The following is a 12,854-nucleotide window of genomic DNA, read 5'->3' as shown; positions in this document are numbered from 1 at the left end:
TCGCGGGGCTGGAAGTCAGGATGCCATTTCGGAGCGTAGGGCGCGTAGGAGGAGGCGGGCGCGTTCGGCCAGTTCGGGTGGGGCATGGGCGATCACGGTGGTGCACCAGCGTTCGGCGGTGCGGGTGTCGTCGGCTTTGAGGGCGAGGACCACCAGGCGCATCGCCGCGCGCCCGTGGCCGCCTTCGGCGGCGGTGCGCAGCCAGGGCTCGGCACCCTCGGGGTCGCCGCGGCGCAGGTGGATCAGGCCCAGGTTCCAGGCGCCGGCGATGCTGCCGGTGTCGGCGGCGGCGCGGAAGCGGCGTGCGGCGGAGCCTTCCGCGCCGCGGCGGGCGAGCAGGGTGCCGCAGCGCAGCATCGCGGGTACGTGGCCGTCGTCGGCGGCGGCCGCGTACCAGTGCTCGGCACCTTCGAGGTCGTTGAGGCGGGCGAGCAGGCCGCCCAGGCGTACGGCGGCGACGGTGCGGCCTGCGGAGGCCGCGACGCGGTAGGCGCGTACCGCCGCCTCGTCCGCGCCCCGTCGCTCCAGGATGAGGCCGAACTGCAGGGCGGCGTCCGGGTGTCCGCCCTCGGCCGCCCGCTCCCAGCAGCGTTCCGCGGCGGCCTGGCCGTCCGGCGTGGACCGACGCGCGTAGAGAATGCCGAGGTTGTAGGAACCGTCGATACTTCCGGCTTCGCTCGCGCGTGCGAACCAGACCTCGGCCTCCTCCTCGTCCTCGCGCGAAAGCAGCAGTCCGGCAAGGGCGTTGGCGGCGTCGGCGTGGCCGGCGTACGCGGCCATGCGGTACCACCGCTCCGCGGACGCCTCGTCGTCGCGGGCGGTGTGCAGCAGGCCGAGGTTGAAGGCACCATTGGACTCGCCCGTGGCGGCGGCCTGTTCGTACCAGTGCGCGGCTTCGGCGGGGTGGCCTTCGGCGGCCAGCAGCGCGCCGAGGGCGTTGGCCGCGGTGCCGTCCCCGGCTTCGGCGGCCCGGCGCCACCAGTGCGCCGCGCCATCGGTGTCGCCCGCATCCTGGAGCAGGAAACCGAGTGCGCGCGCGGCGCCCGGGTCGCCCTCCTCGGCGGCGAGGCGGAACCAGCTCTCGGCCTCTCCGGTGTCGCCCGCCCGGTGCAGGAGTCGGGCCAGGCGTACCGCGGCACGGACGTGGCCGCACGAGGCCGCCCGCAAGTACCAGGCGGACGCAGCACGTTCGTCGCCGCGCTCCTGTCCGTGCCGGCCGAGCCGGTACGCCGCCTCCGGGTGCCCCGCCTCCGCGGCCCGCCGGTACCAGCGCTCCGCACCGGCCTGGCCCTGCTGCTCGTGGAACTCGCCGAGCACCAGCGCCGCGCGCACGTGTCCGGCCTCGGCCGCGTTGCGCAGCCAGTAGAGGGCCTGGCTCACGTCGTCGTTGTCGTGGACGGGCGCGTCCTCCGGCACCGCGTCGAGGAGCAGCGCGCCGAGCGAGAACGCGGCGATGCGGCTGCCGGCCTCGGCCGCGCGGTACCACCAGCGGCGCGCCTCGTCCCAACGGTCCTGACGGTGCATCAGTACGCCGAGGTTGGTGGCCGCTCCCCGGTGCCCGGCCTCGGCCGCGCGGCGCAGCCAGGTCTCGGCTTCGTCCTCCTCGCCACGGCGCAGGAGCATCAGGCCGAGGCGGCTCGCGGCGGTGGCGTCGCGGCCGGCGCGGTCGCGGTAGCGGCGTTCCAGCTCGGCGAGTTCGCGGTGGTCGAGGTCGGTGTCGCCGAGGCCCGCGCCGATGCGCAGCGAGCCAGACGACGGGTCCTCGCCGGCGAACTCCGGGCCGGAGCGCGACGGGCGGCGCGGCCGGAAGGGCACCAACACCGCATAGTCGTCGGGCCTCTTGCCGCGCGGCGGCACGAACGCGTCGGCGCGGCCGCGGTCCAGGACCACCGTCATCGGGCCGTCGGCGATGTCCGCGTGGGGGCCGGTGTCTTCGGGCGCGTACGGGTCACCATGCGTGTCGGCGTAGGCGGTTGCGTGGGGGTCGGGTTCGTCGCCGGGCTTTTGGGCATGACCGGGTAGCGGCTGCGCGGGCGCGCTCCGCTCACTTCGGCCCCGTCGTACCCCCATGCGTCCATCGTCGCATCAACGGACGCACCCGTCAGGGTCGATTTCTCGATTAACAGATGACAATGCGGTGTCGGGAACGGCGAAGGTCCGGTCACCAGTTGGTGACCGGACCTTCGTACGTGGTAGCGGGGACAGGATTTGAACCTGCGACCTCTGGGTTATGAGCCCAGCGAGCTACCGAGCTGCTCCACCCCGCGTCGGTGAACACAACACTACGGCAGGGCGCCCGCTACGCCAAATCCATTTCGCCGCGCCGCCGACGGCGGTCTACGCCGGGTCGACCGCCACCCAGGTGTTCTCGGCAGCCGACCGCCGGACGGCGTCCATGACCGCCTGGCCCGCCACCCCGTCGGCGAACGTCGCCACCGGCGGGTCGGCCGGCACCTCGCGCCCGAGGATCCGGTCCCGGAAGACGCCCGCGAGCCGGGCGTACGGCGCCCGGTCGATGCCCATGCAGTGCAGCAGGTCGTACGCCGTGTGCAGCAGGTCCCCCGGCGGCGGTTCCGGCGCGGGGTTGGCCAGGTCCTCCGGCACCTCCACCTTGCGGTCGCCCTCGGCGTCGCCGACGTACACGTCGTCGAACTCGACCCACGCCGAGCCGTGCGTGCCCGCGACGCGCGTGATCATCAGCGGCGGGCCGTACACCCCCGCCGAGCTCTGGAGAGAGCCCTCGACGCCGGTCACCGTGCGGAAGCGGATGTTGAACGTGTCCTCGGCGGTCTGCCCGGGCCGGTCCGACACGATGGGCAGTCCGGCACTCACACCCTCGAACTCGCCCAGCGTGTACCGGATCTGGTCGACCCAGTGCGTCGCGTGCGCGCCCAGCCAGCCGCCGCCGTCCTCCGCGCGCCCCCACCAGTCCGGGATGCCGGCGTCCGGCCCGGCGAGCACCGGGATGTGCAGCAGCCAGGTCGCGAGCCTGGGCGTACCGACCGCGCCCTGCGCGATCAGGCGCGCGAGCAGTGCCTGCGACGTCGACCAGCGAAACTCGGTGCCGAGCATGTGCACGACGCCGGCCTTCTCGGCCGCCCCCAGCATCTGCCGCGCCTCGCCCAGGTCGGCCGCGAACGGCTTCTCGCACACGACGTGCTTGCCCGCCTCGACGGCCTGCACGACGATGTCGCGGTGCGTGTGCGGGGGCGTCGCGACACTCACCGCGTCCACGCCGTCCAGGGCCAACGCCTCGCCGAGCGAGGTGAGGGCGTGCGGTACGCCGAACCGCTCGGCCCGCGCCGCCGTCTTCTCCGGGTCGCGGCCGACCAGCGCCCGCACCTCGAACCCGGCGTCGCGGAACGCCGGCAGGTGGGTCAGGCAGCCGAAACCGGTCCCCACGATCACCACGCCGAGCTTGTCGTCCGTCATCGCGCCCAACCCCGTTCCCTGCCGCATCCACGCATGGTGCGCATATGTCCGCATGTGTCGGAATACGCGGCCTCGGCACAGGCGGCCGAGTGCGGCGGCACGCTAACGCGTGGCGCGTGAGATCAACAGAGCGGGCGTCAGACCGTGTCGAACACCACGGGCAGGTGCACGGCGGTCCGCAGCCCGAGCCCGGTGACCCCCTCGCACGGCGTGTCCGGGTCGAGCCGCAGGCCGGGCAGCCGGGTCAGGAGCAGTTCGAGGGCGACGCGCATCTCCATCCGCGCCGCGTGGATGCCCAGGCACACGTGCGGGCCGACGCCGAAGGCGACATGCGGTACCGCGGTGCGGAAGATGTCGAAGTCGTCGGGCCGCTCCCAGCGCGCGGGGTCGTGGTTCGCGGCCGCGAACGGCGTGTTGACGATCTGGCCGGCCCGGACCGGGCACCCCTCGACCTCGGTGTCGCGCAACGCCGTACGCCCGACCGCGAGCAGCGGCACCTCCCAGCGCAGCCCCTCCTCGACGGTCTGCGGGATGAGCCCGTGGTCGGCGCGTACCGCGTCGAGTTGGTCGGGGTGGCTCAGCAGGCCGTACAGGACCGTGGTGATGGCCCGGTAGGTGGTCTGCGCCCCGGCCGGGACCAGCAGCCGCAGGAACGCGATGATCTCGTCGTCCGTCAACTGCCGTTTGCCGGTGCCGTCCCACTCCTCGTCGGTGAGCCTCGCCCGGACGAGCACACCGATCAAGTCGTGGGACGGCTCCTTGCGCCGCGCGTCGATCAACTGCCGGACCATGGCGCCCAGATCGCGCGAGGCGGCGAGACGTTCCTCCTGGGACGCGGCGACGTTGGTCAGCAGTGCCGTGTGCCGGTAGAACTCCGGGAGGTCGGCCACCGGCATCCCGGCGGCCACCGCGATGACGTGGACCGGGTAGTGGAACGCGAAGTCGGCGGCCAGGTCCGCCCGTCCGTCCGCGACGAACCGGTCGATGTAGGAGTTGACGATGTCGCGTACGAACGTCTCCTCCCAGCGCAGCATTTCGCGGCGCGTGAAGGCGGGCGAGATGAGCGACCGGAAGCGGCGGTGCTCGGGCGGGTCCATCTCCAGGATCGTGCGGCCGATCACCTCGCCGAGGGTGACGTGGTACCAGTTCGACGAGAAGGTCTGCACGTCGCGCAGCACCGCGTCCACGCCCTGGAAGGTGTAGACCGAGGCCTGGGCGTCCTCCGCCGCGATGATGCGGTCCGCACCCGGCATGTCGAACCGCGCCGAGACCGAACCCTGGTGGACCGGGCACTGGGCGCGGAGTTCGGCAAGGCGCGGGTACGGGTCCTTGACGATGCCGACGCCGTTGAGTGCGTCCTTCGCCGCGAACGCGTCGAACTGCGCCTGCGGCTCGGCCTTCTGATCCTGGGTCACGGCGTGCCTCTCTCAGTCCCGGGCGTGCTTGCCTCGTGCCTTTGCGATGCCGTCCACCGGGCCCTGGGGAGTCCCGAGGCCCCCTGCCGTGTCGTCCACCGGGCCCCGGGGAGACCCGAGGCCCCCTGCCGTGCCGTCCACCGGGCTCTGGGCGATCCCCGGCTCCCTTCCCGGCGGCGTGAACAACGCCGCGTCGATCCCGTGCCGCAGCACGCGGCCCGGCGAACGGCCTTCGGCGTCCCGGGGCTTGCCGACCGGGGCACCGTCGCGGCGGATCGGGACGCCGCGGACCAGCACGTGCCGCAGGCCGGTCGGGGCGTCCGCGGTCAGGCGGTCGGCGTTCGCGGGGAAGTCGGCGACGCGGCGGATCGGCCCGGGGCCGACCTCGTCGGGGTCGAAGACGACCAGGTCGGCGGCGGCGCCCGGGCGGACGTACCCGCGCCCGGCCAGGCCGAACAGGTCGGCGACCTCGCCGGTCAGCTTGCGGACCGCCTGTTCGAGCGTCAGGACACCGCGCTCGCGCACCCATCCGCCGAGCAGGTCGGTCGGGGCGACCGCGTCGCAGATCTGGTCGGGGTGCGCGCCCGCGTCCGACAGACCGAGCACGGCGCCGTCCAGCCGCAGGAGTTCGGCGACCTCGTCCTCGTCGTCGTTGGCCAGCACGACGGTGAACCGGGTCGCGAGGTCGTCGTCCAGCGCGGTGTCGAACGCCGCGTCGAGCGGGGCGACGCCGCGTTCCTCGGCGATCTCGGTCACCGAACGCCCGTGCCACGACGGCCGGGTGGGCGACTCCGCGACGTACCAGCGGTCCCAGCGTGGGGCCAGCAGGCCTTGGCCGAGCTCCTGTTCCAGGCGTTCGCGCCAGGTCCGGTCGCGGTACGCCGCGGCGCGCAGCACGGGCGACCGTCCCTCCAACTCCGCCAGGCACGGCGCCCGCAGGGCGAACGGGGCGAGCAGCGTAGTCTGCGCGACCAGCGGGCGGCAGCTCACCTGGGGGTGCACGGCGGCCCCTGTCTCGACGCCCTCGCGGTGCAGCTCCACCCAGTCGCGGTGCCGCCCGTCGGCGAGGGCGAGCATGGCGGTCCAGGTGAACGGCCGGCCGATCTCGGGCTGGAGGGCGTACAGCGCGGCGTGGTCGAGCTCACCGCCGGGCACGAACGACGCGATCCCGCGCCCCGCGTCCCGGAGTTCGGCCAGCATGCCGACGGTCTCCTCAAGGTTCGCGAAGCGCGACGGGCAGCGGCGGCCGGTCGGCGAGGCACTGGTCGCGAAGCCGATCGCCCCTGCGGCCAGCGCGTCGCGCACGACCTGCCGCATCTCGACGATCTCGGTGACGGTGGCCTCGCGCTCGTAGGCGTCCTCGCCCATGACGTCGATGCGTACGGCCGAATGGCCGACGTATGCCGCCAGGTTGATGTCCGGACCCAGTCGCTCCACGGCGTCCAGGTAGTCGGCGAACGTCGCGAAGCCCCAGTCGACCCCCTCCTCCAGGGTGTCGGTGCGCATGTCCTCCAGGTCGTGCAGCATCCGGACCATGAGCGCGCGCCGCTCGGGGCGGCAAGGCGCCAGCGAGAAGCCGCAGTTGCCCAGCACGGCCGTGGTGACGCCGTGGTAGCTGGAGGGAGTGCAGGCCGGGTCCCAGAACACCTGGGCGTCGTAGTGCGTGTGCACGTCGATGAAGCCCGGAGCGACCACGCAGCCTGTGGCGTCGAGGATGTGATCGCCTGTCAGATCCGGCCCGAGTTCCTCGACCCGGCCGTCCACCACGAGGACGTCCGCCCGGAAGGCCGGCGCGCCCGAACCGTCGACGACTTCGCCGCCGCGTACGACCACCCGCGCACCCGCCTTGAACGCCCCGCTCATGAGGACCCCACCGATATGTGCTGCTGGAACGCCCGGATCCCGGCCACGCCCCACTCCCTTCCCAAGCCGCTCATGCGGTGGTCGGGGTCGTCCGTGCGCACACCGCCGGACAGTCCGAACGGCAAGTCGTCGGCGACCGCGACCGCTTCGTCCACATCCGCGTACCCGTGAACGGTCGCGGCAGGCCCGAAAACCCCTTCGCGGGTCGTCGGATCGGCATCGAACGCGGAGCCGGAACCGACGAACTGCCCGTCGACATACGGGCGGCGGCTTGCGACGATCTCGACCCGGTCGGTCATGCGCGGTCGCCTCTCGGCCGACGTGGGAGACGTTTCGATATCTCGAAACGGATTTCGCCATGATGTTCGTCACATCGTCCGGGCGACCGCGAAAGAAATCAAGGCCAGTTGGAGCCGACCACCCTCGTCGTACACATCGCCGAATCGATATATGACCGCACGATTCGCCGGAATTGTTCCAACTTTCCGTTGGCCAAACGGCGACCTGCGGCGTACGGCGTGAAATCGACGTCGCGACACCGCCGCACGCACCGGAAATCAGCCCCGCGACATGCCCGAACGGCCGGTCACAGAGGGCCTCCGATGGGGTACGGTCTGCGTCGTGGTCATATCAGGAATGGACCATTCGAGCAGGCCGCGACGGGTTCCGATCCCCGCGGTCGACGCCATGCGCGGCGGCACCGGCGACCGACTCGAACGGCATCTCGCCCTCTTCGGGCATGCCCCGGCTCCGGCCAAGGCACCCGAGGCGTCCGCGCGTGCCGCACGCGAGTCCGCCACCTTGATCCAGGACCTGACGCCGCGCCCGACCCGGGCCGGACACCGTCTGGCCCGCGCCGTCCTGACCGCGCCCCTGCGCGGCCTCCGCCGCCGCATCTCCCTCTGACGGAACCGCGCGACCCGACCGACCGGCCCCTGAGGACCGGTCGGTTGCGCGTGCGCCGCACCCGTCACGCCCGCGAGCGCGCCGCCTTCACGAACTCCACGATCAGCGCCGGGTCCTTGACGCCCCGACTCGCCTCGACCCCGCTCGAGACGTCGACGCCCCACGGCCGCGCCGCCGCCACGGCCTCCGCGACGTTGTCCGGCGCGAGCCCGCCGGCGAGCAACCACCGCTCCCCGGCCGCCGACCCGGGCATGCGGCTCCAGTCCCACGCCGTACCCGAGCCCGGGACGGGTGCGTCGAGCAGGAGCATGTCCTCGCCAAACTCACCGCAGCGCGGCACGGTGTCGCCGAACGCGGCGGCCCGGATCAGCGTCCACCCGCCCGCCCGCAACTCCCGGAAATCCGCTGCCTCGTAGTCCCCGTGCAGCTGCACGGCGCGGACCCCGGACTCCTCCGCCACCGCCCGTACGTCGCCCAACGGCTCGTCCTTGAAGACGCCGACCGTCAGCACACCCTCCGGCACCCGCGCGCCGAGCCTCGCCGCGGTGGCCGCGTCCACCCGCCGCGGACTGGCCGAGAACACGAACCCGATCGCGTCGGCGCCCGCCTCCACGGCGGCGTCGACATCGAGCTCGGTCTTCAGCCCGCAGATCTTGACGAACAGGGCCTCGCCCATAACTGCTGCTCCATCACAACGTCCGGCAGATACCACCCATATCCTCGACCACCCGCCGGCCGCGCCCGCACCACCCCTCAGCTGCGCGCGGGGTGCTCCCTGTGGTCGGCGCCGCCCATGATGTTGTCGCGACCCCAGGCCCCCAACGGCCCGAGCGCCTTGTTGAGCAGCATCCCGGCCTCCGTCAGGGAGTACTCGACGCGCGGCGGCACCTCGTCGTACGCGACGCGGTGCACGATGCCGTCCTCCTCCAACTCGTGCAGGTGCGACGCCAGGACCTTCACCGTGACGCCCGGCACCTGGCGGCGCAGTTCGCCGAACCGGATGCCCGGGTACTCGTGGAGCGCCCAGATGATGAGCACCTTCCACTTGCCGCCGATCACGCCGAGGGCCGCGTCGATGCCGCAGACGTACTGTCCCGGCCTCCTGCGCTCACTGGCCACCTGTGCCTCGCACCCCTTCCCACCTGGACACTCACCCGAGAGTAACCAGTGACTCCAAAGTGCGTACTTGAGCGGCCGGTACCCACCCGGCAGCCTTGTCGGCATGACGGAAAGCCAGCAAATTCCCGCAAATCGCCCGGTCACCCTTCTCGGCCTCGGCGCGATGGGCACCGCCCTCGCCCGCACCTGGCTCGCCGCCGGACACCCGCTCACGGTCTGGAACCGCACCCCCTCGCGCGCCGACGCCCTGGTCGCCGACGGCGCCAAGGCCGCCGCGACCGCCGCCGAAGCCGTCGCCGCAAGCCCGCTCGTGGTGGTCTGCCTCCTCGACGGCGCGTCCGTGACCACGACGCTCGCCGACGTCGACCTGACCGGCAAAGACCTCGTCGACCTCACCACCGGCACCCCCGAACAGGCCCGCCGCCGGGCCGAGTGGGCCCGCGCCCGCGGGGCCCGCTTCCTCGACGGCGGAATCATGGCCGTCCCCCCGATGATCGGCGTACCGCAGTCCGGTCCGTTCATCTTCTACAGCGGCTCGCGCGACCTCTTCGACGAACACCGCGCCACACTCCAGGCGCCCGCCGACGCCACCTTCACAGGAGAGGACCCGGGCTTCGCCAGCCTCCACGACATCGCCCTGCTGAGCGGCATGTACGGCATGTTCTCCGGCGTCACCCACGCCTTCGCGCTGATCCGCAACGAGGACATCAGCCCCACCGGGTTCGCCCCACTGCTCAAAGGCTGGATCAACGCCATGAGCGAGGGCATCGACCAGGTCGCCCAACGCCTCGAGAGCGGCGACTACACCACCGGCGTCGTCTCCAACCTGGCCATGCAGGTCGCCGGCATCCCCACGTTCCTCGACACCGCCAAGGGCCAGAACGTCAGCCCGGAACTCCTGACGCCCTACTTCGCCCTGATGGAACGCCTGCTGGCCGCCGGCCACGGCGAGGAGGACACCGCCCGAACCGTCGACCTCCTGACCACGACACCCTGACCGCGGGGAGCGCCGGCGCACGGGCGATGCGAGCCGTCCAACCGTGAGGTTCACTGGGAGACGTCGAGGCGCCGGGAACCGGCCCCGGTCTGTCAGGATGCATCGTATGGATGTCCGAAACAGGAACCACGTGGTGGTAACCGGCCGAACGAACGGGCCGGTCATCATGCTGGCGCACGGTTTCGGGTGCGACCAGAACCTGTGGCGCCTGGTGGTGCCCCTGCTGGAGCGGGACTTCACCGTGGTCCGGTTCGACCACGTGGGAGCGGGCCGCTCGGACCTGTCGGCGTGGACGGCGGAGCGCTACTCCTCGCTCGACGGCTACGTGGAGGACATTCTCGACATCTGCCGCGAGCTGGCGATGGGCCCGGTGGTGTTCGTGGGGCACTCGGTGAGCGCGACGATGGGCGTCCTGGCCGCGGCCCGGGAACCGGACGCCTTCGCCGGACTGGTCCTGCTCGCCCCGTCGCCGTGCTTCGTCGACGACCCGGAGACCGGGTACCGGGGCGGCTTCAGCGCCGCGGACATCGACGAGCTGCTGGAGTCGATGGAGGCGAACTACCTGGGCTGGTCCGGTGCCATGGCCCCGATCATCATGGGCAACCCGGAGCGGCCGGAGCTGGGCGAGGAGCTTGCCAACAGCTTCTGCCGCACCGACCCCGAAATCGCCCGGGTCTTCGCGCGGGTGACATTCCTGTCCGACAACCGCGACGACTTCGCGAAGGCCACCGTTCCGACCCTCGTGGCGCAGTGCTTTCGGGACGCGATCGCCCCGCCGGAGGTAGGGGCGTTCGTCCACGCGCAGATGCCGGGAAGCACCCTGGTCACCTTGAACGCCACCGGCCACTGCCCACAACTCGCGGCACCGGAGGAGACCGCCGCCGCGATCGCCGCGTTCGCCGGGGGCCTCCGGTGATGTGCAAATCCGGGGGCCCCGGGAGCGAGAACGCCTCCGACGGACCGCCGGACGACGAAGCCCCGTTCTCCGCCTTGCTCGAGGACAGCGCGGAGGACCTGTACGAAAACGCCCCCTGCGGCTATCTGTCCACCCTGCTCGACGGACAGATCGCCAAGGTCAACGCCACACTCCTGGACTGGCTCGGCTACGAGCGCCGCGATCTGGTGGGCCGCAAGTCCTTCTCCGACCTGCTGACGGTCGGCGGCAGGATCTACCACGAGACCCACTTCGCCCCGCTCCTGCGCATGCAGGGTGAGATCAGCGGCATCGCCCTCGAATTCCGGACGGCGGACGGGAACCGGCTACCGGTCCTGGTCACCTCGACGGTGAAAACCGGCGCCGACGGCACACCGCTGCTCATCCGCACCACCGTCTTCGACGCCCGCGACCGACGCACGTACGAGCAGGAACTGCTGCGCGCCCGCGACGAAGCCGAGCGCGAACGCGAACGACTCGCGGCGCTGAACGCCACCCTCCAGCAGACGCTGCTGCCGCCCGTGCTCGTCGGCGTGCCGGGCCTCGACGTGGCCGCCTACTACCACGTCGCCTCGACCGACGAGGTCGGCGGCGACTTCTACGACCTCTTCCCGCTGTCCGGCAAGACCTGGGGCTTCTTCCTCGGCGACGTATGCGGCAAGGGCGCCGCCGCGGCCGCCGTCACGTCCCTGACCCGCTACACGCTGCGCGCGGCGGCGGTCTACGACCCCGAGCCTGCCGCGGTACTCGGCAACCTCAACACCGTGCTCAACCACGAGTACAACGGCCCCGACCCCCGATTCTGCACCGTGCTCTTCGGCCTGCTCGTCCCCGACGACGACGGCTTCCACGTCACCCTGGCCGGCGGCGGCCATCCCCCGGCCCTCCTGATGCGCGCCGACGGCCGCACCGACTTCCTGCCCACCCCCGGCGGCCAACTGATCGGCGTCTTCCCCGACGCCCACGTCGCCACCACGGCCATCCGCCTGCACCCCGGCGACACGCTCCTGCTCTACACCGACGGCCTCACCGAAGCCCGCACCTCCGAAGCCCGCTACGGCGAACACGCCCTCCTCGACTTCGCCAAAACCCTCGCCCCCACAACCGCCACCAACACAGTGGCCGCAATCCGCGAGCTACTCGACTCCTTCGGAACCGGCCTTGACGACGACACCGCAGTCCTGGCCCTAAGCGTCCCCCACCAAACCCCCTAACCCCACCGCCCCCCAAAGCAAAGCCACCCACCCCAACGCACCGCCCCCCCGCAAAGCCGACCCACTCACCACCGAGACAAATCCGCCCCCCACCAAGTGGCGACCGAAGCGACGCCAGCCACCCCAACGCACCGGAACGGATCCCGCTCCGCAGCCGGTGGCGAGCGAAGCGAAGCCGAACGCCCCAGCGGTCCAGAACCCGCAAAGACGGCGCATCCAACAACGGGACGGATTCCGCTCCGCAGTCGGTGGCGAGCGAAGCGAAGCCGAACGCCCCGCGATCCGCAACTTCCGCGAGGACGGCGCACTCGCCGACGGGACGGAGTCTGCTCCGTCGCAGGTGGCGAGCGAAGCGACGCCGAACACCCCCGCGATCCGGAACTTACGCGAGGACGGCGCACTCACCGACGGGACGGATCCCGCTCCGCGGCAGGTGGCGAGCGAAGCGATGCCGAACGCCCTACCGGTCCGGAACCTGCGGGACGGACTCTGCTCCGCGGCACGTGGCGAGCCAAGCGAAGCCGGCCAGGCCAACGCACCGGAACCTCCGCAAAAACGGCGCACTCACCGGCGGGACGGATCCCGCTCCGCAGTCGGTGGCGAGCGGAGCGACGCCGAACGCCCCAGCGATCCGGAACCCCGCAAACTCGGCGCATTCACCGGCGGGACGGATTCCGCTCCGCACCCGGTGGCGAGCGAAGCGAAGCCGGCCACCCCACACCGACGGAATCCGCCCCCACCCAGCGAGACGGATCCCCCCAACGCAGAAAAGAGGGGGTGCGGGTGGCGGAGCCCCCGCCTAGCGGCGAAGCCGCAAAAAGAACGAAGGCGACGCGGCCCACGCTTTCCGTGGGCATGCGTCGCCTTCGACTTCGTAGCGGGGACAGGATTTGAACCTGCGACCTCTGGGTTATGAGCCCAGCGAGCTACCGAGCTGCTCCACCCCGCGTCGGTATGGCTTTACCTTACGCGAT

The 12,854-nt window shown here is 72.0% G+C and carries 11 protein-coding genes and 2 tRNA genes; 4 read left to right on the top strand and 9 right to left on the bottom strand.

Annotation, left to right across the window (positions count from 1 at the left end):
* Positions 1–15 precede the first annotated feature (15 nt).
* The 6 genes from AB0C36_RS28580 to AB0C36_RS28555 all read right to left on the bottom strand — a co-directional run bounded on the left by AB0C36_RS28580 (position 16) and on the right by AB0C36_RS28555 (position 7,009).
* Positions 16–2,070 carry a tetratricopeptide repeat protein gene (locus tag AB0C36_RS28580; protein WP_358359376.1) on the bottom strand — a complete coding sequence of 685 codons (2,055 nt, stop codon included), beginning with the start codon at positions 2,068–2,070 and terminating at the stop codon, positions 16–18.
* Between the two features lie 120 nt (positions 2,071–2,190).
* Positions 2,191–2,267 (bottom strand) — tRNA-Met (locus AB0C36_RS28575).
* 70 nt (positions 2,268–2,337) lie between these two features.
* Positions 2,338–3,459, bottom strand: a complete 1,122-nt coding sequence (locus tag AB0C36_RS28570; protein WP_358359373.1) for a Gfo/Idh/MocA family protein — start codon at positions 3,457–3,459, stop codon at positions 2,338–2,340.
* Between the two features lie 110 nt (positions 3,460–3,569).
* On the bottom strand, positions 3,570–4,847 hold the full coding sequence (locus tag AB0C36_RS28565) for a cytochrome P450 (RefSeq protein ID WP_358359371.1): 1,278 nt from the start codon (positions 4,845–4,847) through the stop codon (positions 3,570–3,572).
* A gap of 12 nt (positions 4,848–4,859) precedes the next feature.
* Positions 4,860–6,710: an N-acyl-D-amino-acid deacylase family protein gene (locus AB0C36_RS28560; RefSeq protein WP_358359369.1), complete on the bottom strand. Its 1,851-nt coding sequence runs from the start codon at positions 6,708–6,710 to the stop codon at positions 4,860–4,862.
* On the bottom strand, positions 6,707–7,009 hold the full coding sequence (locus AB0C36_RS28555; protein WP_358359367.1) for an aldehyde dehydrogenase family protein: 303 nt from the start codon (positions 7,007–7,009) through the stop codon (positions 6,707–6,709). Before AB0C36_RS28555 ends, AB0C36_RS28560 begins: the two co-directional genes overlap by 4 nt.
* Before the next feature lie 322 nt (positions 7,010–7,331).
* On the opposite strand from AB0C36_RS28555, the gene AB0C36_RS28550 reads away from it, so the two are divergent.
* A complete protein-coding gene (locus AB0C36_RS28550) occupies positions 7,332–7,616 on the top strand; it encodes a hypothetical protein (RefSeq protein WP_358359365.1) in 285 nt (94 codons plus the stop codon).
* 64 nt (positions 7,617–7,680) lie between these two features.
* Here AB0C36_RS28550 and AB0C36_RS28545 read toward each other — a convergent pair whose 3' ends face one another.
* The gene (locus tag AB0C36_RS28545; RefSeq protein WP_358359362.1) at positions 7,681–8,292 is read right to left on the bottom strand and encodes a phosphoribosylanthranilate isomerase; all 612 of its coding nucleotides are present in this window, start codon (positions 8,290–8,292) and stop codon (positions 7,681–7,683) included.
* Between the two features lie 77 nt (positions 8,293–8,369).
* Positions 8,370–8,735, bottom strand: coding sequence for a winged helix-turn-helix transcriptional regulator (locus AB0C36_RS28540; RefSeq protein ID WP_358359359.1), 366 nt, complete (start codon positions 8,733–8,735; stop codon positions 8,370–8,372).
* 103 nt (positions 8,736–8,838) lie between these two features.
* Between AB0C36_RS28540 and AB0C36_RS28535 the strand changes: the two genes are divergently transcribed.
* The 3 genes from AB0C36_RS28535 to AB0C36_RS28525 all read left to right on the top strand — a co-directional run bounded on the left by AB0C36_RS28535 (position 8,839) and on the right by AB0C36_RS28525 (position 11,880).
* Positions 8,839–9,732, top strand: a complete 894-nt coding sequence (locus AB0C36_RS28535; protein WP_358359356.1) for an NAD(P)-dependent oxidoreductase — start codon at positions 8,839–8,841, stop codon at positions 9,730–9,732.
* A 106-nt stretch (positions 9,733–9,838) separates the two neighbouring features.
* Complete coding sequence (locus AB0C36_RS28530) at positions 9,839–10,648, top strand: alpha/beta fold hydrolase (RefSeq protein WP_358359354.1); 810 nt, start codon at positions 9,839–9,841, stop codon at positions 10,646–10,648.
* Entirely contained in the window at positions 10,648–11,880 is a 1,233-nt protein-coding gene (locus AB0C36_RS28525; protein WP_358359440.1) for a SpoIIE family protein phosphatase, read from the top strand. The genes AB0C36_RS28530 and AB0C36_RS28525 overlap by 1 nt, the downstream gene beginning before the upstream one ends.
* Positions 11,881–12,755: 875 nt before the next feature.
* Here the strand turns inward: AB0C36_RS28525 and AB0C36_RS28520 are convergent.
* A tRNA-Met gene (locus AB0C36_RS28520) sits at positions 12,756–12,829 on the bottom strand.
* Between the last annotated feature and the right edge of the window lie 25 nt (positions 12,830–12,854).

Origin of the sequence: Streptodolium elevatio (genome assembly GCF_040649515.1) — a bacterium.
Taxonomy (GTDB): Bacteria; Actinomycetota; Actinomycetes; order Streptomycetales; family Streptomycetaceae; genus Yinghuangia; species Yinghuangia elevatio.
The sequence above is the reverse complement of the archived record's forward strand: the minus strand, read 5'-3'. Positions and strand labels throughout refer to the sequence as shown.

Excerpts from the sequence above, each read along its gene's own strand:
- AB0C36_RS28560 (WP_358359369.1), bottom strand. The coding sequence starts at position 6,710 with ATGAGCGGGGCGTTCAAGGCGGGTGCGCGGGTGGTCGTACGCGGCGGC.
- AB0C36_RS28545 (WP_358359362.1), bottom strand. The coding sequence starts at position 8,292 with ATGGGCGAGGCCCTGTTCGTCAAGATCTGCGGGCTGAAGACCGAGCTC.
- AB0C36_RS28555 (WP_358359367.1), bottom strand. The coding sequence starts at position 7,009 with ATGACCGACCGGGTCGAGATCGTCGCAAGCCGCCGCCCGTATGTCGAC.
- AB0C36_RS28535 (WP_358359356.1), top strand. The coding sequence starts at position 8,839 with ATGACGGAAAGCCAGCAAATTCCCGCAAATCGCCCGGTCACCCTTCTC.
- AB0C36_RS28525 (WP_358359440.1), top strand. The coding sequence starts at position 10,648 with ATGTGCAAATCCGGGGGCCCCGGGAGCGAGAACGCCTCCGACGGACCG.
- AB0C36_RS28570 (WP_358359373.1), bottom strand. The coding sequence starts at position 3,459 with ATGCGGCAGGGAACGGGGTTGGGCGCGATGACGGACGACAAGCTCGGC.
- AB0C36_RS28580 (WP_358359376.1), bottom strand. The coding sequence starts at position 2,070 with ATGGGGGTACGACGGGGCCGAAGTGAGCGGAGCGCGCCCGCGCAGCCG.
- AB0C36_RS28530 (WP_358359354.1), top strand. The coding sequence starts at position 9,839 with ATGGATGTCCGAAACAGGAACCACGTGGTGGTAACCGGCCGAACGAAC.